This window comes from Alteromonas lipotrueae, assembly GCF_019249255.1.
GTDB lineage: Bacteria > Pseudomonadota > Gammaproteobacteria > Enterobacterales > Alteromonadaceae > Alteromonas > Alteromonas lipotrueae.
In genome coordinates this window covers 22,922-49,828 of sequence record NZ_JAESDJ010000008.1, presented here as the reverse complement: position 1 = coordinate 49,828, position 26,907 = coordinate 22,922, and the positions used below count along the sequence as shown (strand labels likewise).

25 protein-coding genes are annotated in these 26,907 nt (G+C 44.6%); 14 read left to right on the top strand and 11 right to left on the bottom strand.

Annotated features, from left to right (window positions below; translation table 11 throughout):
- Positions 1-42: 42 nt before the first annotated feature.
- The gene (locus tag KYS23_RS12430; protein WP_159533707.1) at positions 43-660 is read left to right on the top strand and encodes a glutathione S-transferase family protein; all 618 of its coding nucleotides are present in this window, start codon (positions 43-45) and stop codon (positions 658-660) included.
- Positions 660-1,319, top strand: a complete 660-nt coding sequence (locus KYS23_RS12425; protein WP_218418899.1) for a glutathione S-transferase family protein — start codon at positions 660-662, stop codon at positions 1,317-1,319. Before KYS23_RS12430 ends, KYS23_RS12425 begins: the two co-directional genes overlap by 1 nt.
- A 4-nt stretch (positions 1,320-1,323) precedes the next feature.
- Here KYS23_RS12425 and KYS23_RS12420 read toward each other — a convergent pair whose 3' ends face one another.
- Both KYS23_RS12420 and KYS23_RS12415 read right to left on the bottom strand, forming a co-directional pair.
- Entirely contained in the window at positions 1,324-2,265 is a 942-nt protein-coding gene (locus KYS23_RS12420) for a homocysteine S-methyltransferase family protein (RefSeq protein WP_338081883.1), read from the bottom strand.
- Between the two features lie 31 nt (positions 2,266-2,296).
- The gene (locus tag KYS23_RS12415; protein ID WP_246604380.1) at positions 2,297-3,520 is read right to left on the bottom strand and encodes an ROK family transcriptional regulator; all 1,224 of its coding nucleotides are present in this window, start codon (positions 3,518-3,520) and stop codon (positions 2,297-2,299) included.
- A gap of 340 nt (positions 3,521-3,860) precedes the next feature.
- Here KYS23_RS12415 and KYS23_RS12410 point away from each other — a divergent pair, with 340 nt between their 5' ends.
- A complete protein-coding gene (locus KYS23_RS12410) occupies positions 3,861-4,826 on the top strand; it encodes a carbohydrate kinase family protein (RefSeq protein WP_159533701.1) in 966 nt (321 codons plus the stop codon).
- Positions 4,827-4,933: 107 nt separating this feature from the next.
- Here KYS23_RS12410 and KYS23_RS12405 read toward each other — a convergent pair whose 3' ends face one another.
- The 3 genes from KYS23_RS12405 to KYS23_RS12395 all read right to left on the bottom strand — a co-directional run bounded on the left by KYS23_RS12405 (position 4,934) and on the right by KYS23_RS12395 (position 8,584).
- Positions 4,934-5,728, bottom strand: coding sequence for a PEP-CTERM sorting domain-containing protein (locus KYS23_RS12405; protein WP_218418895.1), 795 nt, complete (start codon positions 5,726-5,728; stop codon positions 4,934-4,936).
- 157 nt (positions 5,729-5,885) lie between these two features.
- Positions 5,886-7,499: a cisplatin damage response ATP-dependent DNA ligase gene (locus tag KYS23_RS12400; RefSeq protein ID WP_218418886.1), complete on the bottom strand. Its 1,614-nt coding sequence runs from the start codon at positions 7,497-7,499 to the stop codon at positions 5,886-5,888.
- Between the two features lie 2 nt (positions 7,500-7,501).
- Complete coding sequence (locus KYS23_RS12395; protein ID WP_220099905.1) at positions 7,502-8,584, bottom strand: ligase-associated DNA damage response exonuclease; 1,083 nt, start codon at positions 8,582-8,584, stop codon at positions 7,502-7,504.
- A 222-nt stretch (positions 8,585-8,806) separates the two neighbouring features.
- On the opposite strand from KYS23_RS12395, the gene KYS23_RS12390 reads away from it, so the two are divergent.
- Entirely contained in the window at positions 8,807-11,290 is a 2,484-nt protein-coding gene (locus KYS23_RS12390; RefSeq protein ID WP_218419006.1) for a ligase-associated DNA damage response DEXH box helicase, read from the top strand.
- Between the two features lie 308 nt (positions 11,291-11,598).
- On the top strand, positions 11,599-12,333 hold the full coding sequence (gene pdeM, locus KYS23_RS12385) for a ligase-associated DNA damage response endonuclease PdeM (RefSeq protein ID WP_159533693.1): 735 nt from the start codon (positions 11,599-11,601) through the stop codon (positions 12,331-12,333).
- Between the two features lie 102 nt (positions 12,334-12,435).
- On the opposite strand, the gene KYS23_RS12380 is transcribed toward pdeM, so the two are convergent.
- Both KYS23_RS12380 and KYS23_RS12375 read right to left on the bottom strand, forming a co-directional pair.
- Positions 12,436-13,329: a carbon-nitrogen hydrolase gene (locus KYS23_RS12380; protein WP_218418884.1), complete on the bottom strand. Its 894-nt coding sequence runs from the start codon at positions 13,327-13,329 to the stop codon at positions 12,436-12,438.
- Positions 13,316-14,380: an agmatine deiminase family protein gene (locus tag KYS23_RS12375; RefSeq protein ID WP_159533689.1), complete on the bottom strand. Its 1,065-nt coding sequence runs from the start codon at positions 14,378-14,380 to the stop codon at positions 13,316-13,318. Before KYS23_RS12375 ends, KYS23_RS12380 begins: the two co-directional genes overlap by 14 nt.
- 393 nt (positions 14,381-14,773) lie before the next feature.
- Here KYS23_RS12375 and KYS23_RS12370 point away from each other — a divergent pair, with 393 nt between their 5' ends.
- The 4 genes from KYS23_RS12370 (at position 14,774) to folE (ending at position 17,599) form a co-directional block, all read left to right on the top strand.
- Positions 14,774-15,436, top strand: coding sequence for a CsgG/HfaB family protein (locus KYS23_RS12370; protein ID WP_218419004.1), 663 nt, complete (start codon positions 14,774-14,776; stop codon positions 15,434-15,436).
- 28 nt (positions 15,437-15,464) lie between these two features.
- Complete coding sequence (locus KYS23_RS12365) at positions 15,465-15,815, top strand: DUF4810 domain-containing protein (protein ID WP_159533687.1); 351 nt, start codon at positions 15,465-15,467, stop codon at positions 15,813-15,815.
- Positions 15,816-15,819: 4 nt separating this feature from the next.
- Positions 15,820-16,497: a DUF799 domain-containing protein gene (locus tag KYS23_RS12360; RefSeq protein ID WP_218418883.1), complete on the top strand. Its 678-nt coding sequence runs from the start codon at positions 15,820-15,822 to the stop codon at positions 16,495-16,497.
- A gap of 418 nt (positions 16,498-16,915) precedes the next feature.
- Positions 16,916-17,599 (top strand): GTP cyclohydrolase I FolE, encoded by a 684-nt coding sequence (folE, locus tag KYS23_RS12355; RefSeq protein WP_057795639.1) that lies wholly within the window; start codon positions 16,916-16,918, stop codon positions 17,597-17,599.
- Between the two features lie 55 nt (positions 17,600-17,654).
- On the opposite strand, the gene KYS23_RS12350 is transcribed toward folE, so the two are convergent.
- The 4 genes from KYS23_RS12350 to KYS23_RS12335 form a co-directional block, all read right to left on the bottom strand.
- Positions 17,655-17,864 carry a hypothetical protein gene (locus KYS23_RS12350; RefSeq protein ID WP_159533683.1) on the bottom strand — a complete coding sequence of 70 codons (210 nt, stop codon included), beginning with the start codon at positions 17,862-17,864 and terminating at the stop codon, positions 17,655-17,657.
- Positions 17,865-18,114: 250 nt separating this feature from the next.
- On the bottom strand, positions 18,115-20,064 hold the full coding sequence (locus KYS23_RS12345; protein WP_159534725.1) for an alpha-amylase family glycosyl hydrolase: 1,950 nt from the start codon (positions 20,062-20,064) through the stop codon (positions 18,115-18,117).
- A gap of 321 nt (positions 20,065-20,385) precedes the next feature.
- Positions 20,386-20,769 (bottom strand): SMU1112c/YaeR family gloxylase I-like metalloprotein, encoded by a 384-nt coding sequence (gene gloA2, locus KYS23_RS12340; RefSeq protein ID WP_159533681.1) that lies wholly within the window; start codon positions 20,767-20,769, stop codon positions 20,386-20,388.
- A 50-nt stretch (positions 20,770-20,819) separates the two neighbouring features.
- On the bottom strand, positions 20,820-21,770 hold the full coding sequence (locus tag KYS23_RS12335) for an aldo/keto reductase (protein WP_218418882.1): 951 nt from the start codon (positions 21,768-21,770) through the stop codon (positions 20,820-20,822).
- Positions 21,771-21,949: 179 nt separating this feature from the next.
- Here KYS23_RS12335 and KYS23_RS12330 point away from each other — a divergent pair, with 179 nt between their 5' ends.
- The 5 genes from KYS23_RS12330 (at position 21,950) to dbpA (ending at position 26,886) form a co-directional block, all read left to right on the top strand.
- Positions 21,950-22,447, top strand: coding sequence for a lipocalin family protein (locus KYS23_RS12330; RefSeq protein WP_159534723.1), 498 nt, complete (start codon positions 21,950-21,952; stop codon positions 22,445-22,447).
- Positions 22,448-22,531: 84 nt separating this feature from the next.
- The gene (locus KYS23_RS12325; protein ID WP_159533677.1) at positions 22,532-23,089 is read left to right on the top strand and encodes a PhnA domain-containing protein; all 558 of its coding nucleotides are present in this window, start codon (positions 22,532-22,534) and stop codon (positions 23,087-23,089) included.
- 28 nt (positions 23,090-23,117) lie between these two features.
- The gene (gene pyrC / locus KYS23_RS12320; RefSeq protein ID WP_159533675.1) at positions 23,118-24,167 is read left to right on the top strand and encodes a dihydroorotase; all 1,050 of its coding nucleotides are present in this window, start codon (positions 23,118-23,120) and stop codon (positions 24,165-24,167) included.
- Positions 24,134-25,507, top strand: a complete 1,374-nt coding sequence (locus tag KYS23_RS12315; protein WP_159533673.1) for a substrate-binding periplasmic protein — start codon at positions 24,134-24,136, stop codon at positions 25,505-25,507. The genes pyrC and KYS23_RS12315 overlap by 34 nt, the downstream gene beginning before the upstream one ends.
- The gene (gene dbpA / locus KYS23_RS12310; RefSeq protein ID WP_159533671.1) at positions 25,504-26,886 is read left to right on the top strand and encodes an ATP-dependent RNA helicase DbpA; all 1,383 of its coding nucleotides are present in this window, start codon (positions 25,504-25,506) and stop codon (positions 26,884-26,886) included. The genes KYS23_RS12315 and dbpA overlap by 4 nt, the downstream gene beginning before the upstream one ends.
- The last annotated feature ends 21 nt before the right edge of the window (positions 26,887-26,907 follow it).

Sequence of the window (26,907 nt, the reverse complement as noted above, 5' to 3'; positions counted from 1 at the left end):
TACTAGTCTGGTTGTTTACATCCTAACAATACGATATTGCCCATGAAAATTTACGAGACCAAAACAGCGCCTAATCCTCGCCGTGTTCGCATGTTCCTTGCCGAAAAAGGGATAGATAAGTCACAAATAGAGTATGTACAAGTAGATATTCAAAAGGGTGAAAATTTAAGCGCAGAAATGCGCGCTAAAAATCCACTAGGTAAAATTCCTATTTTAGAGTTGGATGACGGTACTTGTATTGCAGAAACCGACGCTATTTGTACTTACTTTGAAGCCATTCATCCTGAGCCTTCATTATTAGGCGCTACCCCTATTGAAAAAGCCACTATTTCGATGTGGCAACGGCAAGTTGAAATGGCGCTAATGTTACAAGTAGGCATGTGCTTTCAACACACCACAGGTTATTTTAAAGACAGAATGGTGCCGGTACCGGAATACGGTAAAGAAGCCGGTATCAATGCCTCGAAGTACTTTAATATTCTCGAACGCCGACTCGAACTACACGAGTTCATAGCGGGAGATACTTTTTCCATTGCGGATATTACTGCGCTATGTGCCATCGATTTTGCACGGGTGATCAATATTCGAATTAAAGATGAACAAACTAATCTACAACGTTGGTACGACAACGTTAGCAGCAGAGCGAGTGCAAAAGCCTAATGATAGATTTATACACCGCAGCCACACCCAATGGTTGGAAAGCGTCAGTAGCACTAGAAGAAATGGAACTCGATTATACTGTGCACGCCGTAAATTTAATGAAAGGCGAGCAAAAAAACGCTGAGTTCCTCGCCATGAACCCGAATGGCAGAATCCCCGTTATTGTGGATAAAAGCGAAGGCGACCATGTGGTTTTTGAATCTGGCGCTATCATGCTTTACCTAGCTGAAAAGACGGGTAAATTTTTACCCACAGATGCCAAAGGCCGAAGCCAAGTAATGCAATGGGTTATGTTTCAAATGGGGGGTGTTGGGCCAATGATGGGGCAGGCGAATGTGTTCCATCGCTATTTAGAAGAAAAAATCCCCATTGCTATCGACCGATATCAAAATGAAGTACGCCGATTGTTTACGGTGCTAGATGGTCGATTGAAAGACAACGAATATTTAGCCGGTGATTACAGCATTGCCGATATGGCGAACTGGTGCTGGGTGCGAACCTATGAATGGTCGGGCGTGAGCATTGAAGGGCTAGATAATTTAACTCGCTGGAAAAACAGTATCGAGGCACGCCCTGCGGCGCGCCGTGGCGTTGAAGTTCCCAATAAAATCGATAAAGAAGCGTTAATAAAAGGCGCTAAAAACGTGGTAACCCGATAGCACGTTACTCTAATGTGTTAACGAATCCCTGCGCCAGTACTTTTATGTGCGCAGGGCCTATGCCGCAACATCCGCCCACAATCGAAGCGCCAGCGTTCACCCACGTTTGTGCGTACGCTAAATATTTTTCAGGGGTGACATCCTCACGCAACGTAGACAGCATTTCATTAGCATCGTGCTTTCTAACATGCTCTGAAAAACTATTGGCATAAACACCAATGGGAATATCGGCATTGTGCGAGTGCGTAAACGTAATGGCTGCTTCCATCTCTTCAGGCTGCGAGCAGTTAAACAACACGGCATCCAAGTTTTCTAGTGTGGGCAGTATTGCATTCAGTGGCTCACTAGAACGTAAGGTCACAGGGTTTGAAAAGTCATGACGATTACTGAGTGAGTAAGAAAGCCAAATTGGTTTAGATGAGTGTTTTTTTATTAAAGAGGTTACGGCGATGGCTTCTTCTACCGAAGATACGGTTTCTACAAGCCAAAAGTCGATGTAGGGTGTTTGTGCTTCAATCAACGGCCGCAAAATAGCAGCGAGTTTCTCGGCACAGAATAGCTCAGGTTTGTAAGAGCCAAAAGCCGGAGGAATACAGCCAGCAACAGACACATCACGCTTCTTAGCCATATTGCTGGCAATAGTAGCCGCGCGCTCTGCGAGCGAAAATGCTTGCTCATCAAACTGTTTTTGCCCTATATGAAAAGGCACTAACGCGTAAGTGTTGGTGGTAATAATTTTTGCACCCGCATCCACGAAGTTCTGATGTACTTGGGCTACTAAATCGGGCGCTTCGATTAATGAAAGAGCCGACCATTCAGGTTGCCTAAAGGGGGCTCCAACTTTTTCTAATTCTCGGCCTAATCCACCATCAAGAATTATAACGTTTGACGATGTCCCTACCGATGAGGCTTTTGTAGCCTTGCCTGTGAGTGAAGTTGTAACCACGTTACCCCTGCTTTTGTTTAACATATATACACTAATAGTAGTTCGCGATTAGCGACAAGTTTGCGCTGCCGATAGACTGCGCTTTGCTCCCTACGTTACCTGCACTAATACTACCTTGAGTAACGCCTCGAAGATCAGCATCTTTTAACGCGCTTTGCACGCAGGTAACCAATTCTTGTTTTATATTCTGTGGCATGGCTCCATCGATAATAATGCCATCTAGGTCGAGCATGCTAAATGCGCAATGTGTGGCAAAGGCAATACCCTTGGCTGCCTGTTCCATCCACACTTGAACGATGTGCATAAATTCTGGATTAGTTTTTAATCCAGACCAATGTTCCGGAGCCTCATATAATTTATTGCCATTTAGTCCCGCGTCATTCAGTTGTTTTTCTAGCAAGTATAGCGATGACTGGGTTATTAGTTGTTGCTGTTGGATTTGGGCGTTGGATAAAAAAGGTAAAGAACCAATTGCGCCTGCATTCCCCGATTTTCCAGTAAATAGCTGATTGTTAATGACCAAGCCGCCGCCAAGAAAAGTGCCAACAAATACATAGAGGAAGTGGTTAAATCGATGCGGGTTGCCGAAAGCCATTTCTGCACTACACGCCGCCGTTGCATCGTTACTCACATAGATGGGTAACTCTAGAAGCTCAAAGAGCGCAGCCTGAATATCAAGACGCTTCCATGCTTCTAACGCGTCAGCAGGAGCCCCGGCTTCTTCTGCCCAACTCCAGATTTCAAACGGCATGGCAATGCCTAGTCCGCGGATACGGGTTCGTTGCTCGTTACTGAGCTGTTGCGTTATTACCGACACACCGCGCTGGGTAAATGACAATAAGTGATCGACGGTGGGGTAGTCGACTTTTTCGTGAAGCGACGATCTTACATTGCCAGCCAAGTCTAGCAAGGTCATGTCAAAACTGCGGCGACCAATTTTTAAACCCAATCCAAACGCACCCTCTGCATTCAATCCAAAAGGCACTTTAGGTTGCCCAACACCACCGCGAACCGGCGGCAATCTCTTAACGAGGTCGTCAGATTCTAGTTTCTTAATAATGACCGTTGCCGACTGCGCAGATAAACCTGTGCGTTGCGCGATGTCGGCTTTTGGAATGGCGCCATCTTGACGAATAAGGGTGAGTATATCCCGTTCATTTTGAGTACGGTTGTCTAGTGGGGCAGTTGCACAGTAGTGCATGTCTCTTTCTAATGCGCTTTCTGATGAACCCGTGTGCTCGTGGGATTTTGTCATTTACAGTGTACCTGAATCATTATGGAGTGAATGTTATAACAAACAGCATCAATAAGTCATGGATAGATACTAATTCAATATCTTCAACATAATTCACCGAGGCGAGTTTTTCTCTACCAATCAAGCCGATAGATTACGCATTCATCACTATGGATGTCAAAGTGATAAAATAATAAATCAACAAGGTTGATTTATCTGTGGTGCTAGTTAATACTATGCCCCAATTAATTAACTATAATTTAACGTGCCCGTCGGAATATCCTTCGGCTACGCTTATTATCCATGACTACAGCGGCATGAAGACTAATGTCATCGCTGTTAGCTTCAGCCAGAGGTGTTTATGAAAATTTTATGTTTAGGCGAAGTACTTATCGATATGTTAAGTGCGGGTGCGGCGGACCAAAGCGAAATGCCAGCAATGAATTCATTTCAGCCATATGCTGGTGGTGCGCCCGCAAATGTAGCGGTTGCTGTTGCTAAGCTTGGCGGCCAAGGCGCTATGGTGTCTAAAGTAGGGGACGATACCTTTGGCCGTTTTCTTCAAGATATGCTTAGCTATCACAATGTAAACACTGATTATGTTTGGAGTACGAAAGACGCCAATACGGCACTGGCCTTTGTTAATCTAGATAAAGACGGTGAACGTTCTTTCGACTTCTATGTTGATAATGCCGCACATAAGCACATTGGCGAAGATGACTTAGCCACGGTTGCCTGTGACGATACTAGCGTGCTGCATTTTTGTTCTGGCTCAATTTCAGGCCCAGAATTGCTACCTGGCACCGACTATATTCTAAATAAAGCCAAGCAAGAAAATATGCTTGTCTGTTTAGATATAAACTATCGCTCAGCGTTTTGGGACGACACAGCTAATGCCCCAGGCCGAATTGACGACGTGGCTAAGAAAGTGAGTATCTTGAAAGCAAGCCGCGAAGAGTTGTCAGAGCTTTACGGTGAAGAAAATGCCCAGACTCACGTACAACAATGGCTAGATAGCGGCGTTAAAGTGGTATTAGTGACTGATGGCGGAGAACCTATTCAGTACATAACAAAAGATTTCAGCGGTACCTTGGCTTCGCCAAAAATGGACGTAAAAGATACGACTGCCGCGGGCGACTCATTCATTGGTGGCTTTTTGTATTTCTTATCTACTAAAGTGGCTAACAGTGCAGAATTCGATAAGTGGGCAAGCAGCTTCGAAAACGTAAGCGAAGCCACCGAGTTTGCTATTCGTTGTGGTGCATACACAGTAACGCAATACGGCGCGTTTAGTGCACTGCCTACCATGGAACATATTGCGAAATAGGGAATGTATTGGCGCACAAAGTGTTGATATGAATATAGAGATATTATTAAAAAAGCAAGGCGAGTATGCCTTGCTTTTTTATTGCCGGAAATACATAGCGATACAATTTAAGCGAAGAGAGTAGGGCTTCTCACCTCTATACCGTTTCGTCTAGATTTAGTTTTGATGGAAAGAGCCATACAAATCGAAAGTAGCAAAATGACTAATGAACTTGGCTCGGGAACGAAATAGTTATCTACGCCACTGTCTGCAACTAAAGCTAGAGATGCGACCCCCGAATTAATTTGCGCCCATTCTAAGAAGGCATCGAAGTGATCTGTGCGAGGTAAAGATAGATTTCGACCCATTATACTGTTGTTTCTGATGAGCTCTTCTGGGTTTAGTGCGCCGCCGCTGTATTCATCGAATAAACCTATCATATGGCCGAACTCATGAGCAGCTATTACCCCTTGACGATTATACGAATAACCTGATGGGCTACCCGTATACCAATGAGTCAAGTTCACATTTCCATCACCTTCAGTGACATAAACAGTATGGTCAGCGCCCGCATTCGTGCTTAACCAATCCACATTAAATACAGTGTCGTAAAAATAAGTACCGTCAGATAAATCAAAGGCATTACTCCAAATGGATTCAATGCCTTCTTCCCATATGTCCCGCAGTGCGCTACCGGGGTCATCATCAGTGAGAAAAACGTCAACATCAATAAGTAAATCCTGATCAACAAAGCCAATATCGTAACTTGCCGTCCACGTAAAATTACCCCAAGGGTTTTGAGATAAAATACTATAGCTGACAGTCTCAGTTGCGATATTAGTAATTAGGCCAGCGTTACTCGCTGTGGAAAAAAGGAAAAGGAAACCAATAAGGCAATGTTTGAACGATCGCGAATACAGCATTATTTTTTGTCCTTGGCGAAGCATTAATTTAGGCTCGCGCACATTTAAAATGTATAACAATTTCTTTTCTAACAGTAAGTTAGATGAAATAGAAAAAGCTAATATACATTAAGTGTAAGCCAAAACTAGCGTTTGTAAAAAAAATGTTTCATTCAGCTCATGATTCAATAAGCGCTTTCACGTTGATAAGTGAGTCAGCCTCGTTGGCAGGCTTATCCCAACGGATACGGTGTATGCGAGGAAATCGTAATGCCACCCCTGATTTATGCCGTTTGGACGGGTGAACCGCATCGAAAGCAACTTCTAGGACCAGCTCTTTTTTTACTTCTCGAACAGGGCCAAAACGGCCTATCGCGTTTCTTCTTACCCAGTTATCTAGCTTCTTAAGCTCTTCATCGGTAAAGCCTGAGTAGGCTTTACCGATAGGCAGTAATTGCTCATCTTGCCATGCGCCAAAGGTGTAATCGGAATAAAAGCTAGAGCGCTTACCGTGCCCTCGCTGGGCATACATCACCACGGCATCGACCACCAGAGGATCTCGCTTCCACTTATACCATTGTCCTTTTGGTCTGCCAGGTACATAGTGGCTACTTGAACGTTTTATCATCAACCCTTCTACAGCACGGTTTTCACACACCTTTTTGTGTAGCGTTCGAAGCCCTTTAGGTGAATCGGCATATAAACGCACTGACAGATGCAAGCGAGAGGGCGTATCTTTGTCTTGAGTACCATTGTGATAAAACCAATCTTCGAGTGCTTGACGTCGCGCACTAAGGGGGGAGTCGGTTAAATGCTTCCCCTCTAACACCAATGCATCGTAAACAATAAGCCCCGCGGGGTTTGTTTTCATTAACGCGGCAGTGGGCTTCTTCTTATTTAACCTTTGTTGTAGGGCGTTGAAGGTATCTACTTCTTGGTTATGCATCACCAACAGTTCGCCGTCTAGCACCATGTTGCCACTAACACTGTCGAGAAGGTCGGGAAATGCGTGACTGATGTCATCACCAGTGCGGGAAAACAGGGCCTTTTCAGGCTTTTCTTTTGTGGTGTTGCAAACGAGTTGCACCCGAATACCGTCAAACTTATGTTCTATTTGCCATGCTTCGGGGTCGAAATTGTCAATATCGCTTTGTTCAATGGGATGAGACAGCATGACTGGGTGGAAGGTAACCGCGTTACTGATATCAGGTTTAGCCCCGTTACCTTCTAGCCATTCGAGAAGGTCGGTATAAGGCGGTGCGACGCCATGCCATAACTTTTCTATTTCAATGATATCTTGGTTGCCGTAGTCAGCCAAAATCTGTTTGATAGAGCGAGCAGATACACCAATTCGTAGCCCCCGTGTACCAAGTTTTAAGAGTGCCCAGCGCTGAGGTGGGGTCATTATAGTGAGGTAATTCGCCAACGTTGCTGCGACTTTTTGTTTACTTATACTCGCAAACGTATCTACCACTTCAGACAAGCTAGGCAGTGCTTCATCAGGTGCATTTTCAGGCGCTAGTTCGGGCCACAAGTGGGCTACGGTTTCACTAACTTCGCCCACATAATCGTAGCTCATTGCAAATAGCTCTGGGTCTACCCGCTCGGTGATCAGCTTTTTAACTGTATTTCGTTTGAAGAAATCAAACTTAAGCGTACCTGCCATAGCGGCGATTGCCCAGCCCCTATCGGGGTCAGGCGTAGTAGCAAGGTATTGCAGAATAAGCTGTGCTTTGGCTTTAGTGCCTGAGGTGTAGTAAAGCTGTTCTAATAATTCGCTAAACGCCTGCATTACTATTCCTCCTGCGCCGCTTCATCGTAACCTACCAGCGATAGCGCTCGTGCTTTAAACCCCATTTTCTGTGCCTGATATATTAAGGCATCTTCACGACCGTGGGTCACCCATACCTCACTAGGGTTGACTTCGGTAAGGGTTTGCAATAACTCTGGCCAATCACAATGATCTGAAATAATAAGTGGCAACTCAGCGTTGCGCTGCTTAGCTCTGGCGCGAATTTGCATCCAGCCAGACGCCAACACAGCACGAACGTGGGGTAAGCTTCTCGACCACCTATCGGCCAAGGCTGAAGGGGGCGCCAACACGATTTCGCCCGCTAATAACGCCTTATCCTCTACCTCGCTAACCGGAATAATACGACCAAGGGCGATACCTTCTCGTTCATATAAGTCACATAACTTTAGTAGCGCACCGTGAAGATAAATAGGTTTGGCATAGCCGGCTTCACGAAGCGCTAAAATAACCCGCTGGCATTTTCCTAGCGCATAAGTGCCAACTAGATGGCAGCGTGTTGGAAACACCTCAAGGGAGTGCAACAGCTTTTGCATTTCTTGTTCAATTGGCGGGTGGGCAAATACCGGTAAACCAAAAGTAGCTTCGGTAATGAGTACATCGCAAGGTACTACCTCAAACGGTGGGCATGTAGGATCGTGCCTACGTTTGTAATCGCCAGATATCACCAGCCGATAACCCGCATACTCAATGAGCAATTGTGACGACCCTAAAATATGGCCAGCAGGGTAAAAGGTGACCTTTATCTTGCGTTGGCCTTCTTTACTTGGGTCACTGTGACTTTCAGTAGTGGCTACTTCATCAAATTCTACGCTTTCACGATAGGGCACGGCTATCTGTTCTTCAGCCATATCATCACCGTACCGAGTGGTCATAATAGCCATGGTTTGCGGGTGGGCGAATACTCGTTTGTGACCGGCTCTAGCATGATCAGCATGACCATGTGTAACAAGTGCGGTTTCAACGGGCTGCATAGGATCGATATAAAAATTGCCCGGCACACAATACAAACCTGCGTCGTCTGTCTTCATCCACTTTGAAGGGTGTATTGTATTTTCAGCCGTCATATAAAACCTGCATGCTCTTCGTTAGCGTTTCATATGACTACGGTGGTTTTACGTAATTGGTTGAGCGTAGTGGAAAATTAAACTCTTCTGCCGAATGAACGTATACGTACTATTGCTTACCATCGAAACAGCAGAGTAACGAAAAAATTATGGCGCAGGAGAAGTTCGGGCGATGGCATAAAGTTGTGCGCAGTTTTTATATCAGAAGACATGTCTGTAAATATGCCTAAGACCAAAGCATCACCTAAGAAAGCAATTGAAACCGGTAGTGGTATTTTGCCCCCGGCGTTTAGCCAATGGTTCAACAATAAAGGCTGGGCGCTTCGAGATTACCAAAAGCAGATGCTTGCGCAAGATAGTTACAATACGACATTATTGATTGCCCCAACCGGAGCTGGTAAAACTTTATCGGGCTTTCTACCTAGCTTAGTCGAGTTAGCTCAATCGCCACAGCAAGGGCTTCACACCTTATACATTTCACCGCTTAAAGCACTAACCCAAGATATTCATCGCAACTTATTGCAACCTATTGAAGAAATGGAATTGCCGATAACGGCAGAAACCCGAACAGGCGATACACCTTCGCATAAAAGACAGCGCCAACGAAAAAAACCGCCAAATTTGCTGCTCACTACCCCTGAATCGCTCATGTTAATGCTGAGCTATGCTGATGCTGACAAACTATTTGGAAAATTAAAGCGAGTCATTATTGATGAAACCCATAGCCTAGTAGCAAACAAGCGAGGAGACTTTTTGTCATTAGCGCTAGCACGGCTTTCAGTATTGTCACCCGACATGAAGCGGGTAGGGTTGTCGGCCACGGTCGCTTACCCAGAAACGCTAGGTGCATGGCTTGCTGGCACAGAAGGTACCGCTAATATCATCAGCGTGAAAGCGGGTGAAAAACCAAAAGTAGACATGCTGCAATCTGAAAACCGTATGCCCTTCGGTGGCTTTATGGCGCGCTATGCCATTACCGATATATATAAGGCCATTGAAGACGCAAAAACCACTTTGGTGTTCGTGAATACGCGGGCCCAATCCGAACTGATTTTTCAAATGCTGTGGGAACATAACACCGCTGCCTTACCCATAGCCTTATACCATGGCAGTTTAAGTAAAGAGCAGCGGCGTAAAACAGAAGCCATGATGTCTAGCGGATTGTTAAGGGCAGTAGTGTGCACCTCGGCGCTAGAGCTAGGCATTGATTGGGGCGATGTAGACAAGGTAATACAAGTTGGAGCCCCAAAAGGGGTAAGCCGATTGCTACAGCGAATAGGGCGAGCAAATCATAGATTAGACGAACCCAGCGAAGCTTTGCTGGTGCCCGCTAATCGCTTTGAAGCCCTTGAATGCCAAGCCGCTATTGATGCAATTAACAAAGGCGAGCTAGATGGCGATGCGCCGCAATCGGGGGCATTGGATATTATCCCCCAGTTTATTGTGAACTGCCTATGCAGCAATGCTGACACGCCAGATACCCTTTACGAGCAAATACTTATGGCGTCGCCTTATCAAGGGCTCAACAAACAAGATTTTGAGAAGTTATGGCAGTTCGCATTGGATGGCGGTAGTGCGCTTAATGCCTACGAGCGATATCAGCGCCTAATGCAAAACGATGACGGTACGTTTTCACCGGCCAACAGGCGGGTAATACAAAGGCATCGGCAGAACATAGGCACTATTGTTGAAGCGGGTAGGCTAAAAGTGAAGCGTATTCGCCGTGGTAATCAAGGCAAAATTATTGGTGAAGTGGAAGAGTACTTTGCCCAGCAACTTACCCCAGGCGACACCTTTTACTTTGCTGGCGAAGTGCTTAAATACGAAGCCATTCGCGATATGCAGCTGCACGCTCGCCCTGCGAAGGCAAAAGAGCCTAAAATTCCTAGCTATTCTGGTGGTCAAATGCCACTGTCGACGTACCTGGCTGATGGGGTTAGAGCAATATTAGCGAATCCCAAGAGTTGGCGTAAATTGCCCGCGCAAGTACGAGAATGGTTGAATTTACAACAACTGTTCTCACAGCTTCCTGAGCCTGAAAAAGTATTGGTGGAGCAGTTTCCTTTTCGTAACGTGAACCATACGTTGTACTACACCTTTGAAGGACGAAAAGCGAACCAAACCTTGGGCATGCTGGTTACCCGTAGAATGGAAAAAATGGGAATAAAGCCATTGAGTTTCAGCGTGACCGACTATGGTTTGTCGATAAGTGCGGTTAAACAGATTACCGATAAGCAACTGCAGCAACTGTTTCAGCCAGATATATTAGGCGATGAGCTAGAAGATTGGATGCTACAAGCGCCGATGTTAAAGCGTTCTTTCAGGCAGGTGGCGGTAGTAAGTGGCTTAACCGAACAGCGTTATCATGCTAGTCAGAAAACCATGAAACAGGTAACGTTTTCTACTGATTTAATTTACGACACGCTGCGTGAGCACGACCCCGATCATATCCTTTTAGCGGTAGCGCGGGCTGATGCTGAACGGGAGTTGCTAGATTTACAGCGCTTAGCAAATTTACTTATTCGCTTTGTTGATAGAACCACGTTAGTAAACTTAGAAAAAGTATCGCCCATGGCGATCCCTATTGTGCTGAACATGCGAAGTGAACAAATTAAAGGGGCGGGTGCTCAGGCGATACTCGAGCAAGCCGATTTATATGCAGAAGCAGAAAATATGCTAGATGAAGTACGGGCATTGTTGTCCTAAAAGCTAAAAGCTAAAAGCGGTGGCGTGGGGTTGGAACTGGAACTCGCCGTAAATACATCCATGTAGGCTCGGATGCCGCATCTATGCTGCATAAGGTTCTATACCCAACCCCACGCCACCGCTATAGGTTAGTTCCTAAGTAGGTGTGTGTAGTAAGTAATACGCCGTGAATCCATTTATGTAGTCTCTGATGCCGCATCTATGCTACATAAGATTCGATACCCAACCCTACGCCATCGTTATAGGCGAGTGCGTTTGGGAGTTTGGAGGTGGTGGGAGGTGTTAAATATTATGAAAGAGGTTAGTAAGTGGCAATAAGTGAGCAGTGGCTGTCGGCACAGGTGGCGTTGCGTAGTATTAGTATTGTGAAATTTGCAGAGCTCCTTTGGTTGCTAGATGCCAGAGGTGTGGCGTATTTGCCGTCGCTTGATTGGCTGGTGGTATCAGATTTACACCTTGAAAAAGGCAGTTACTTGCGTAGTTATGGTAATCCGCTGCCAAGTGTCGATTCAGTTGCTACGCTTAAACGCCTGCAGCACATTATTCGCGATTATAATCCTGCTCGGGTGATTAATTTAGGTGACAGTTTCCACGATAAACACAGTATGTCTCGGATGACCGCTGAAGACAGAAGCCTCTTATGTGAGATTATAAATAGCGTTCCTTGCTGGGATTGGGTGGAAGGTAATCATGACCCTGATTTACCCGAAGGAATTCCCGGTAATCCATGTCATGAAATAGTGCAAAATAATGTGGTGTTTCGCCATGAACCAGAAATGCACGGAACCGATCTAAGTACGAAGGGCAAGGTTCAAATCAAGCAGCAAGTCATTGGTCATTACCACCCTAAAATACGTAAAACCATTTCCCGCCGTAGATTTTCCGGTAAGTGTTTCGTGGTTACTGAAAACTTATTTATCATGCCAGCGTTCGGGCAATTTACGGGGGGCTTAGATGTGGATGAAGAGGTCATGTTATCGCTAGCATCCAAAAAATCCCGCGCTTGCTATATGTTGTATGACGGTACGATTTTTAAAGCTTAATCGGCAAATTTTCATAATGCTGAGCGCCATAAAAAAACGGGCAACTAAGTGCCCGTTTTAATTCGTGGTAAAGCCTTGTAAAAGAATATAAGGCCGTTAGTGCTAATCGCGCCAGCGTTTGGTTAAGTCTTCGTATGCATCAATGCGACGGTCACGGAAATAAGGCCAAATACGTTTTACTTTTTCAGTGCGGGTTAAATCTAGCTCTACCGAAAGGGTAGTTTCACCTTCGGCTTCTGCTTTCGCTAGAATTTCACCTTGCGGGCCCGTAATAAAGCTTTGCCCCCAAAACTGAATGCCTGGGTCGCCATCAACAGGTGATGCTTCAAAGCCTGTGCGGTTTGCTACGATGACCGGCACCGAGTTTGCTACCGCATGTGAGCGCTGAATGGTTTCCCATGCGCCATGCTGGCGGCTACGCTCTTCTTCGGTATCTGTGCTATCCCAGCCAATTGCCGTTGGGTAAAACAATAAATCAGCGCCAGCCATTGCCATCAAGCGTGCGGCTTCTGGATACCATTGATCCCAACACACTAATACGCCCAATTTACCCACGCTGGTTTCAATTGGCGTAAAGCCCATGTCGCCCGGTGTGAAGTAAAACTTCTCGTAAAAGCCTGGGTCGTCAGGAATATGCATTTTGCGATATTTACCGGCAATCTCTTTGCTTCTATCAAATACCACAGCGGTATTGTGATAAAGACCAGAACCGCGCTTTTCAAATAAAGAGGTTACTAACACAATATTGTGTTTTTCAGCCAGCTCACCAAAGAAATCTGTTGCAGCACCTGGAATCGGTTCGGCTAAATCAAAGGCGTCGGTATCTTCCTGCTGGCAAAAATAAAGGGTGCTATGAAGTTCTTGCAGCAAAATACACTCACAGCCTTCGGCGGCGAGTTTTGCAACTTGCTCAGCACTTTTGTTCCAGTTAGTTGCTTTGTCGTTATCAGCAACAGACTGTTGTACCAAGCCTATCTTTAGCTTAGTTCGTTGCATGTACAGACACTCCTTTTGAGAAGGTGGAAATAACAGATTCTTTCAACGTATTTGTGGGTACCTGCATGGAAATACAATGTAAACTGCCAAATTGCTTTACCAACACCGAGCAATCTATAGGCTCGATAATATGGTCGGGGTAAGCCTGCTGCATTTGGCTAATCGCCGCTTCATCTTCAGGTTGCCCGTAAATAGGTAAGAGCACCGCACGATTACAGATCAAAAAGTTGGCATACGATGCAGGTAAACGCTCGCCCTCGTCGTTAACAATATTGGGTAGTGGTAATCGATATTGTTCGTGCTCAGGCATTGCACTGGCGCACTCATCACAAAGCGCACTTAACCCTGCATAATGACTGTCGGTTTTGCGATTATCAGCCGCTTGAATAACTAGGCCTTTATTTGGCGTGAAACGCACAAGGGTATCTATATGCCCGTCAGTATCGTCACCTTCAAGGTGACCATGTTCTAACACGGTAAACGTTTTGCAGCCTAGCATGTCGTTAAAGGTTTCAGCGTAATCATTGATAGTCATATCACCGTTGCGCTTAGGGTTTAATAAACACTGAGAGGTGCTAAGCAAGTGGCCTAGGTCGTCAATTTCTAACGCGCCACCTTCAGCCACTACTGGGCTACTTCGAAGGGGCAATTTACACAATGAAGCAAGGTAGCGTTGGTTAGCCATATTGTCTTCACTGGCATCAAACTTTTCACCCCAACCATTAAAGCGAAATTCTACTGGCGCCCCAAAACCTTCTGTATCGCGACAGGTTAAAAAACCGTAGTCACGCACCCAAGTGTCGTTATAAGACGCAGGCACAATCAGCACACGTGCGTGATCGCCTAAACGCGATTGCACATTATCAACATCGTCAGGGGCGCACAGCAATATCACACCCGCATGATAACGGTTGACCGCCGCAATCACGTTCAAGTAGGTCTCACGGGCTTCTTCTAGCCATGGCGCCCAGTCGGTTTCTGCATGCGGCCACGCCAGCATTACAGCATCAACGGTTTCCCATTCAGGAACCAGTTTACGACTACCTTGCATGTTTATTCTCGATAGAAATAAATAATGCGTGGATTATAACTATCCTACTCACGCCAACCAATAGCAAACTTGATGAAATTCTTTGGCTGTCACGATTACAACAGCGACTTGTTCTTTCGACACATTTTGTGACAATTCTTCTGCTGCTCCTATCAAGCTAAGCTTTCTGATGTTTATGAGGTGAGCTTCCTAGTATTTCTAGCCTGTATTTCGATGATCAGGTTTGCAACATCAATTCATGCATTATTCGACATTTTATTTTAATTGGCACCTATATCAGAGGCTGGTATAACGGGGCAACAACGTATTTAATGTGCTTAGCTTGCAGGAAATATAAATTTCACCAAGGTGAATTTGATAATAAAAGGATGTGATATGCAATTTCAAAAATTAATGAGTATTAAGGTTCTTACCTTAGCTGTTGTCGCTATTGCCGTAGTCTCTGGTTGCGCTAGTACCTCTTCAAAAGTGGTTGAAACCCCAAAAGTGGAAAGCTTCAACTCTCAGTATACGGGCACCAAAAGTAAGCTGGTTGTGGGGCAATTTGTAAATCGTTCTAACTTTCAAAATGGCATCTTTTCAAATGGTCAGGACCGGTTAGGCAACCAAGCAAAAACTACCTTGATAGGGCATTTGCAGCAAACAAATCGCTTTAGTGTTCTCGATCGCGACAATATGGATTTGCTTGCCACTGAAGCATCTCGCTCAGGTACTACGCAATCGATAGCTGGCGCACGATTTGTAGTAACAGGTGATGTTACCGAATTTGGACGCAAAGCCATCGGTGATAAGCAATTATTTGGTCTTCTAGGTAAAGGGAAATCTCAAATTGCTTATGCAAAAGTCACTCTAAATGTAGTAGATGTAACAACATCTGAAGTAGTTTACTCCGTAGCAGGAGCTGGCGAATATAGTTTGTCTGAACGTGAAGTTATTGGGTTTGGGAGTACCGCTAGCTACGACGCAACGCTTAATGGAAAAGTGCTTGATTTAGCCATTCGCGAAGTAGTGAACAATTTAGTTGATGGCTTAGAGTCTGGTGCTTGGGCAATTTAAAACAATAAAAGGTCGTGAGTAAAAAATAATGAAAAAAATGATACTAATAACCTTACTTGCTCTAGGTATAGTTGGTTGTAAAACCACTGAGCCGCTTTATTACTATGGCGAATACAATAGTGCCGTGTATAGCTACTTTAAATCTGAAGATGTATCGCTGGAGGCGCAGATTACTGTGCTTCAACAAGCAATAGAGCAAGCGGCCGCACAAGATAAAGCCATTGCTCCTGGTATTCATGCACACTTAGGAATGTTGTATTTCGAAAGCGGGAATGGGGATAGAGGGACACTGCATTTTGAACAAGAAAAGGCGTTGTTTCCGGAGTCTGCGCAATATATCGACTTTTTATTAAACGCATCTAACGCCAAAGGAGTCTAGTAAAATGAATGTATTTAAATTAGCTGCTTCATTTATGGCGATAAGTTTATTAACAGCCTGTGTTAGTGCTCCACCAGCATATGATTACACTGCATTTAAAAATGCTGCGCCTGCGTCAGTTGTGGTATTACCTCCAATTAACAATACGCCTGAAGTTATCGCACCTTACAGCGTGATGTCTCAACTTGCTCGACCCATTGCAGAGTCTGGCTTTTATGTCTTTCCAGTAGCGTTAGTAGACCAGACGTTTAAAAACAATGGGCTTACGGTAGCAGAAGATATTCATGCTGTTCCGACAACGAAATTACATGAAATATTTGGTGCTGATACAGCGCTTTACGTCACGATCACAGATTATGGCACAAGCTACGTAGTTATCTCGAGCGAAACGAGAGTCACAGTATCTGCGTCGTTAATGGATTTAAAAGGCAATACTGTGCTTTGGGAAGGAATGGCAACGGCTTCATCAGCTGAGACCCAGAACGCCAACTCAGGTGGCCTTGTGGGTATGTTAGTTCAAGCTGCCGTTAGTCAGATTTTCGAAACAGTAACTGATAGAGGTTTTGATATTGCAGCATTAACGTCTAACCGTTTGCTGTCGGCAGAAAGTCACAACGGTTTATTGTACGGTCCTCGCTCACCGAAGTATGGCCAACCTACCCCAAGTGAAAGTGCTAATTAATATTGCTTGAATTTTGGTCTGTTTTTCATGGCGCTTTGTTTTCATAAACGAAGCGCTATTTGAGTGAGTGACACTGTGCCACTATTCCTAGTGGCTATTACTAGTCGTTTGTTTTTTGATCTTATTCCCCTTAAAGAGCGTTTTATCTGAATAACTATAAAACACGCCCTTAATAGCATTTTCAGATGAGGCTAATCTCAGCATTTGCTCGATCAATAGCCGCTAGAATGCTAAAATATGGCCATTAGATGTCGCCAAACCTTTGCCAAAGCGTAGTTATATGCCTTGGCCGTAATCATGCTATTCAGTAGTCTTGCGTTGGCTTTCAGGCGGTATTGTCATTTGCATCTTGGTATCAAGTTAGCCTTAATCGTGTTGATTACGTTTAAGGGTAAAGAAGTATTTACGGATAGGGTTAATGTTAGCAAAAGAAGCGGTAATTGTGCGTGACGCACTAGAGCCATCAATTTCTGAATCGGCACAACGTGTCAGAGCAGCGCTTGAAGAAAAAGGGCTTGAAACGCCTATGGTGGCGAACGGTTTGTCCGACGAGCAAAAACGTCAGAAGATTGAAATCGCAATGCGTGACGTGATGAATACGCTTGGGCTCGATCTTACCGATGACAGTTTGCACGACACGCCAACCCGAATTGCTAAGATGTACGTGAACGAAGTTTTTGGCGGTTTGGATTATCGTAATTTTCCCAAAATAACCCAAATCGAAAATAAGATGCGTCTTGATCAGCCTGTTCAAGTGTCAGATATTAGTTTAACAAGCACATGCGAACACCACTTTGTGACTATTGATGGTCTCGCTACCGTTTCTTATATCCCCAAAGATACTATTATCGGGTTATCGAAATTAAACCGCTTAGTAAGTTTTTTTGCACAGCGCCCTCAAGTGCAAGAGCGATTAACGCAGCAAGTACTTGTTGCCATCCAGACCTTAGCATCCACCGATGACGTAGCAGTAAGCATTAATGCTACGCATTATTGTGTGAAAGCCAGAGGGATACGCGATACTAATTCGTACACTAAGACGTCTGCGTTAGGTGGAAAATTTTTGTCTGATGTGGAATTGCGAAGAGCATTTTTTAGTTAACCTTCTTTTAGAAACACGAACGACAGTCACTAAAAACCGCTCTTAGAGCGGTTTTTTATTTTGAATGAAACTCTGTTTCTAGTTCGCTGATAATAAGGTTGATACGACCTTCTACACCATTTGCTGCGATAAGGCTTAAGTTCTTTTTGCAACACCCACAAGTTTCAACTTGCTCTTGATACATATCGCGAATGGTGTGCTCAGAAAAGTCGTTGAAAGCGCCGCAGTAAGGGCACATGTATTCTAGGGTTGTTTCGGGCTTCATATATTGTCCTTTTAAGCTTCATCCATATCCATATGGTGACTGCATATTTTAAGCTTCAGTGTTGAATGACTGCGTCTATTCGTACAGTAATACGATGCTATTTAGCAAATCGATTACTCTTACTAAATTATAGTCGTAAATTGATAGGTTGCCTGAGGAATACGCTAGAATCTCGCTAAGTTGCGGCAGAGTAAAAGAAAATACATTGTCCATTACTGGCCGCCGAAAAGAATAGGGGCTGAAAGTACCGTTATTGCTTTAGCCAATACTGTTGAAAGGGGGCGAGGGAGATTGTTGATTCGTTGCCGTTCAGTACGTTGCCGGTAAGTAAGTCGGTGGCGGGCTTGTGCCCAAGCGCACCGAGTAAGCCACCGGTTATTTGCTGTGATTGTTCGCTAAAATTACAAATAGCCAATAGCTTTTCACCCGAATCGTTTTCTCTTATATAAGCGAAGCAATGTTGATTGTCATTGTCCACAATGGTAGTACGTGATGCACCGAAGATAGGGTTACTACGTCTTATCGCTAACATGTTTTGCAGGCCTCGAAATACCAGCAAGCTGGCATCTTGTTCTGCCGTTAGCTGACTGCTTGGCTCAGAAAGCGCAAGTTCAGTATCTTGTTGAGTTATAGCAATCCTATTAACCCATCTGTCATCGTGGCGCTTTGATGGGTCGTTCAAATAATCATAGTCGTTTAACTTAGCGAGCTCGTCACTTGAATACAGCAAGGGAATACCGCCGATACTAAAGGTAATGCCGTACATAAGAAGCATGCGCTTAATAGCATCTTCAATGCCTTGTTGGTCATTGGTGTCAAGTGCCCCTTCTAAGCCGCAAAGTGAGGCTAGAGAGCCACATACACGGCAATCGCCGTTAGATGGATTTTCAGCAAATGGTACACCATTAGCAAAGCTACCTTCGAACCTACCCGTAAAAAATTGATTTAAAAAGAAACGGTGGTCATGCGGGTTCACGCCAAGCTCGTTGGCAATATTATCGTCAAACGTCCACCCAATATCATCATGGCAACGCACATAGTTAACCCAAGTGCATTCATCGCTAATCGAAAAGCTTTTTTGCATTGAGCGCGTCAACAGGCGTGTTTTACGGGTAGCCAAACTGTTCCACAACAATGCCATTAATAACGGGTTATAGGAAAGTTGGCACTCGTTTTTACCAATGTATTTAACCACTTCATCGGGGTGCACAATGGCCTCAGACTTAAACACCACCGCTGGCGCAACAATTTGCAAGCAGGTGTTAAAGGCTTGAATGAGCAGATGGGCTTTTTCTTGATTTTCACAGTCAGTTCCCATTTCTTTCCAAATGAATGCAAGGGCATCTAGTCGCAGTGCTGCACAACCAATATTCGCAAGAAATAGCATTTCTCCGGTAATGGCATTAAACACCTCGGGGTTACTGTAATTTAAATCCCATTGAAAACTATTAAATGTGGTCCATACCCACTTTTGCATGTGTTCATTAAAAGTGAAGCTTCCACGCCTAACCTGAGGAAATATTTCTCGAAGCGTGTGCTCGAACTGATCTGGCAACGTGCGGTCGTTGAACAAGTAGTAGTAATGTTGGAACTGTTTGTTTCCCGCTAATGCTTCTTTCGCCCAATGATGCTCGTCTGACGTATGATTAAACACAAAATCGAGGACGAGATTTATTCCCTCTTTTTGTAGTGTGGCCGCTAGCGACTCAAGATCTTCCATAGTCCCTAAGCAAGGGTTCACTTTACGATAATCAGATACAGCATAACCGCCATCGCTGTCTCCTTTAGGTGAATCGTAAAGCGGCATTAAGTGTAGATAGGTTATCCCGAGCGCTTTGTAATAAGGAATACGCGTGTGTAAATCTTTGATGGTTGGGCCAGCAAGGTCTACGTAAAGCGCCATACCTACTTGGTTTTCATCTTTGTACCAGTTAGGAGATTGAAGTCGAAGGTTATCTATTTTTTTCAGCGCAGGTTTGCGGTTTTTAACACCGTCACGCAGCACATTGATAAGCTGTTGAAGATGAAAGTAACAGTCGAACTGGTGGCCGTAAATAGTGATGTATTTATCGAATAAGTCGCCAAAATGCGTTTTAACTCGGCGAGTAAATAAGGCGGCATCTTTTTTAGTTAGCATAGATAAATCAGTGCTTGCCATAATACGATTTAGGCAAACATTACTATCAGCGGCATAGTTCATAGCTTGTTCCATTTTATTACCTTAAAACTACCTTACAAAAAGCGTGGCAAAGTAAACTCAGTTTAATTTGCGTTTTCGACAATTCTAGCGAAAATTGTCACGACGAACTTAATCGATTAAGTTGTATTGTAGTTTAGGTTTGCAAATGAATCTACTTATCTGTTTAGTACCATACCCTTCATTGTTTGATGTACTGCGAAAACCTTTAAATATTAGCGGCATAAAGTCTTAAAAAAAGCAGGCTAAGCCTGCTTTTTTTTATCTAATAGTGCAGAGGTACATTTCGTACCAAGCCGGTTACACAGAAACACTTACATAAAACTACATTTCATAGAGTTCAAGCGGTAAACCGTCGGGGTCAGCGAAAAAGGTAAACCGTTTCCCGGTGTATTCATCTGCGCGAATGGGCTCACATTCCACCTTATTTGTGGCTAAATGCGCAATGACCTCATCAATGTCGTCTACCCTGAACGCCAAGTGACGCAACCCCTGAGCCTCCGGCCTTGAGGGCCTCGCTGGCGCACCAGGAAACGAAAATAGTTCAAGTTGACCGCCATCGGGTAATGCTAAATCGCACTTGTATGATTTTCTCGCTTCGCGATAATTTTCAGCAATAACGCTAAGGCCAAGAATGTCGGTATAAAAGCGTTTAGACGCAGGGTAGTCGCTACAAATTAGCGCGACGTGGTGAATTCCTTTTAACATAAGTAAACTCCGTTAAAGCATGACCCGAGGGTGCTGCACACAATCATACCCTATGGCATCTCTTGTCCACGAGCGGTTTCAAGCAACAAGTACCAATGTTCGCGAGTCAGTTTAACATTCATTGCTTTATGACAAGCTTTTATACGCTCAATATTGGTTGTACCGAGCACCGGTTGAATATTGGTAGGATGGCGCATTAACCAAGCTAATACGATGGCTTCTGGGCTAGTCTCGTATTCGGCGGCCAGAGAGTTGACTAATGCAGCCGTAGCGGCATCAGTATCGTTGTGGGTACTGGCGCCCGTATACTTGCCTTGTGCCAAGCTTCCCCATGCTTGAAGTTGCACTTTGTTCATCATGCAATACTCAAGTGTACCTGGTGCATAACCAGAGTTACGGTTTGCCGGGCTATTAGTGGTAACACCATCTTCTAGCCAGTCTCGAAACGCTAAGCTCATCTCCAATTGGTTCGCCACAATTGGGCTTGAAAGCGCCGATTGAAGGTACGCCATTTGATGCCCATGCATGTTTGAAACGCCAACGTGCTTTATCTTACCTTGTTGTTGCAAGGAAGAAAGCGTGGTAGCAACTTCGTCCAATTCCATTAACGGATCGGGGCGATGAAGCAGCAAAATATCAAGTTGCTCAATGTTCAAACGCTGCAAGATACCTTCTACCGAAGATTCAATCCATTTTGCTGAGAAATCGTAGCGCTTTGGTCCTAAATCATCTTCGAACCGTATCGCACACTTAGATTGCAGAATCATAAGTTCTTTCAGCGACGGGTTTTCTTTTAAAACCTTGCCAAACACTGTTTCAGCTTTGCCAAAAGTATAGATATCTGCATGATCGAACACATTTATATCAAGAGCCAATGCTTGTTCTATTACCTGGTGTGCTTGTAACACATGTTCTTTTGTTGCTGCTTCGTTGTTCCAGCCACCACCAAGGCCCATGCAGCCATAGACGAGTCTGCTTGCGTTTGGGAAATAGTTTTGCATCTTATACTCCAAATAAATGTGCAACTGCGTTGGCAGTCACAATAACGTGCTATTTTGCTAAAGTAAGCCATATATAGATGAAGCTAGGGGATTAGTCGATGTTTAACACATTGAATACGTATGAAGGTATTTTTCGCCGATTGTTTAGCCAGCATAGTAAAAAATGGTTTAGTGTAACCATGTTATTTACGTTGGTTGGATGTACATCAATACCAGATGGCATCAAGCCGGTGGAAGGATTTGAGTTAGACCGCTATTTAGGTCAGTGGTACGAAGTAGCGCGCTACGATCACAGTTTTGAAGAGGGGCTATCCAATGTGACGGCCACCTACGCTATGCGCGGCGATGGTGGCGTAAAGGTTATCAACCGAGGTTATTCTCAAGAAGAAGCAAAGTGGGATGAGGCTGAAGGGAAAGCTTATTTTGTATCAACGGCCGATACTGCGCATTTGAAAGTATCATTTTTTGGTCCTTTCTATGCCAGTTATGTTGTGATGGCATTAGACAAAGAAGACTATCAATATGCCATGATAACAGGGCCTGATAGAGACTATTTGTGGATATTAGCGAGAGAAAAGACCTTACCTCAAGAAACTATCGACGCCCTTTTAGCCCAAGCTACGCAGAACGGCTTCGATACTAGCAAATTGATTTGGGTCTCTCACGACACGCCTTGATAGTGAGAAGCAGACGTTTTTGCCAGCCCCTATTTAGTCGAATTGTGGTATACTTTGCGGCAAAATATTGTAGGGACATTTGCTGTGCTTCAAGAAGCTGTTTTCAATCGAGCGGATAACGCTTGCGAGTTGTGTAAGAACACCGAAAATTTAGACGTTTACATGGTACCCGAGTCACCAGATGAAACTGCTGGCTGCGCGATACTTACTTGCCAAACCTGCCGAGATCAACTTAACAGTGAAGCCGACATAGACGCCAACCACTGGCGTTGTCTTAATGACGCCATGTGGTCACCCACACCCGCAGTTCAAGTGGTTGCTTACCGTATGCTTAATAAAATAAGCGGTGAAAGCTGGGCACAAGATTTGTTAGACATGGCCTACTTAGAAGACGATGTTAAACAGTGGGCTGAAGCGGGACTTATTGAGCAAGAAGCGACGCTTGATTGTAACGGTGCTGCACTGCAAGCTGGTGATAATGTGCACCTTGTTAAAGATCTTACCGTGAAGGGAGCTGGCTTTACGGCGAAGCGCGGTACACCAGTAAGAGGCATTAGCCTAAGCGATAACCCTTTGCATATTGAAGGTAAAGTGAATGGTACCCGCATTGTTATTATTGCGGCTTATACAAAAAAATCTTAATTGGTCTTAAAGAAGAGAGCTTTCGGTTATGCAAACGCTAACGATTAGAACCCCCGATGATTGGCACTTACATTTTCGTGACAACGAAATGTTAGCGGAAACTGTCCCAGCTACAGCCCGTTGTTTCCAGCGTGCCATTGTTATGCCCAACTTAGTTCCACCTGTGGTGAATGCAAGTATGGCGGTTGATTACAAACAGCGGATAGAAGCGGCTCGCCCAGCCGGCAGCAACTTTGAACCTCTAATGACTCTCTTTTTGACGAACACCACATCAGTACAAGATATTGCTGATGCGAAGTCCGCTGGCGTAACGGCGTGTAAGCTATACCCAGCTGGCGCAACGACCAATTCAGATGCTGCAGTAAAAGGTATCGAGGCGTTATACCCTGTTTTTGAAGCCATGGAGGCTCACGGGTTACTACTGCTTATCCATGGTGAAGTTACCGAATCGCATATTGATATCTTCGACCGTGAAAAAGTGTTCATCGATACGCACTTGTCACCTATCGTGGCGGCTTTTCCGAACTTAAAAGTAGTGTTTGAGCATATTACTACCGCAGACGCAGCAGCTTTTGTGGTAGATGCTAGCGCCAACGTAGGAGCGACAATCACTCCGCAGCATTTATTGTTAAATCGCAATGACTTACTGGTTGGTGGGGTTCGACCACACAACTATTGCTTGCCAGTGTTAAAGCGAAATACACATCAAAAAGCACTGCAAGATGTGGTCGCCAGCGGTAACAGCAAATTCTTCTTAGGTACTGATTCAGCACCTCATGCAAAGCATAAAAAAGAGAACGCGTGTGGTTGTGCAGGTTGCTACAGCGCATGGTCTGCCATCGAACTTTATGCCGAAGTGTTCGAGCAGTTGGGCGCATTAGATAAGTTAGAAGGGTTCGCCAGTAACTACGGTGCCGATTTCTACGGATTACCAAGAAACAACACAACAATGACGTTAGTAAAAGAAGCGTGGACAGTACCTGAAGAGGTCACGTTGGCTGATGGTACCGATATGGTGCCTTTCTATGCAGGGCAGACGCTTCAATGGAAACTAAAAGATACTTTCCAAACACGTTAGCCAGACTAACCAAATGCCTTGTACTGCTTGTGCTAGTGATAAATTCGGTAGCGCATCCAGCAGTTCGGGCAGAAAACGCAGTAATACAGGTGTCTTCTGTTGAAGACGCCAGTACGCATTTTGAATGGCTAAGTCATTATCAGCAACGTTTAGTCAAAGAGATTGCCTTATTAGCGGGTTATCAAACGCAGTTCGATTTACCTGAATCTTCAGTTATCGGTGCAACTACCGATTCAAAAGCCGCTGGTCATTTTGAGGGGCTCATGCCTTCGCCCCGTCTATATGCTGGAGTGCGAAGAACCCCAGAAAATGAGCATCAGTATTACTGGGTGACCGCCATTGCGGCATTTGCATGTGAAAAAGCGGTGTCAGTGTGTAGTAATAATACAGGGGCAGGTAACGGAAACGTTAGTCTAAGCTACGTAGCCTTAAAAAATAGCGAAGAAAATAAAACGTTAGCAGAATCTCTCTCCTTAGCGGCGAGTGAATATAAAGTGTCTGCTGACTATAAAGAACTACAACATAGCGTTGCTGAGAAACTCGGCACATCAAAGCATGTGTTTTCATTCGGTATTTTGAGCTTTGTTGGCGAGTTGAACGTTGATTCCAGCGATTTGTGGATCATTTCAGATTTGGTTCCGCTTTTCAGTGAAGTGGGTGAGCATAATGAGTTAGAAGGTATTGCTGCTGATTTCGTTAGAGATGTATTGGATGATGCGGGTATTGCTTCACCCATACTCTACGCCCCTTGGCAGCGCATCGCGAAAGAAGCGATTTCCAAGCCAAATGTACTGGTTTTTTCTATCGTTCTCACTGCGCAAAGAGAGCCTGTATTTCATTGGATTTCACCTATATCCCGTAATCTGCATGGTTTGTTTGGTATAGATCAACACTCATACCGCAATATCGATGACGTTCCTTCTACAATGCGGGTGGGTACGTTAAAGAATGATTACCGTTTCGAGGTGGCTAGTGCAAGGGGCTTCCACACGGTGGCGTACGGTAGCTGGAAGGAAATAGTGAATGCGCTTTTAAGCAATGAGGTGGATGTCATCTTTGCTTCTCAAGGTGCTATAGATTTCGGGTGTGTTGATAAGACACGGTGTAACGATATAAAACAAGTCGCACCATATAAAGTGTCTTCAGCCTACTTGGCATTATCTAAACTCGATACGTCGCTGGTGTTAGTAGAAATGCTTAAACTCACGTCAGCGAAAATTAAGAAAAGTAAGAAATTTAGGCAAACTTCTCAACAATGGAGTGAAGCCGTTCATAATAATCACAATGTTGCCCATCATATTGAAAATGGTGTTGTGCATCTTTGGAAAAAACAGAAATGACAATTGAAACAATAAAGCAGTTGGAAATAAATCCAGCGATTACAAAAGCGTTAGATGCACAAGGTATTTTTACCTTATCGCCTATTCAAGCACAGTCTTTACCTCATGCATTAGCGGGAAGCGATGTTATTGGGCAAGCGCAAACAGGCAGTGGTAAAACGCTTTGCTTCGTAATACCGGCGCTTGAAAAGATTGACCCTACATTATTTGCCACTCAAGTACTGGTATTGTGCCCCACGCGAGAGTTGGCAGATCAAGTTGCCGTGCAGTATAGAAATGCTGCAAAGCAAATTGGCAATATAAAAGTGATGACCATTTGTGGCGGCCAACCTATGGGTCCTCAAATTCAGTCGCTTAAGCACGGCGCTCATGTTGTAGTGGGCACGCCTGGTCGCGTGATGGAGCACGTAGAGAAGCGCAGGCTGATGCTAAAAGATGTACGTTTACGCGTGCTTGATGAAGCCGACCGCATGCTAGACATGGGCTTTGAAGATGACTTAAAAGTCATTTTTTCACCGATGAAGAAGGGCGTACAAACGTTACTGTTTTCTGCTACTTATACGGAAGAAATTGAGCGTATTGCCGATCAGTATTTAACCGAACCAGTGATTTGTAAGGTTGAAAGTGATGAGTCGAACAAACCGTCGATTACTCAAATTGGTTACAACGTACTTGCGCACACACGAATACAAACGCTCAAAGCAATTCTTACCGATTCTCAGCCTAAAACGGCTATCGTGTTTTGTAACCGTCGGGTACAAGTGACCGAAGTGGTCGCGTCGTTACTTGAAGATGGCTTTAGCGCAGCAGGTTTACAAGGCGAAATGGAGCAGTACGAGCGTACAGCAGTTCTTAATCAGTTCGCTAGTGACGCACTACAAGTGCTGGTTGCTACTGATGTAGCCGCACGTGGGCTTGATATTGATGATATTCCTTGTGTAATTAACTACACAGTGAGCGAAGAGCCGGAAACACATATTCACCGTATTGGGCGTACCGCTCGTGCGGGCGCTGAAGGTACAGCAATAACGTTAGTGGGCGACGAGGAAGAACATTTCTTGCGTAAAATTGAAGTGCTACAAGGTACTGATATTCCGCTAAAAGGTGCACAAGGCTTACGTTTCCATAAAAATCGAATCATCCAACCTGAATTTAGCTGCATTTCACTGAGTGCAGGTAAAAAACAAAAGCTTCGTCCTGGCGACTTAGTTGGTGCGCTTACTAAAGATGCAGGCATACCAGGCGATGATGTAGGCAAAATTGCGGTGCAAAATAGCCAAAGCTTTATTGCGGTTAAGTTGCGTAGTGTAAAGCGTGCTATGAATCACTTCCGCGAAGGTAAAATTAAAGGCAAACGAGTAAGAGCGCGTAAGTTATAGGTGATATCAACTATAATAGCC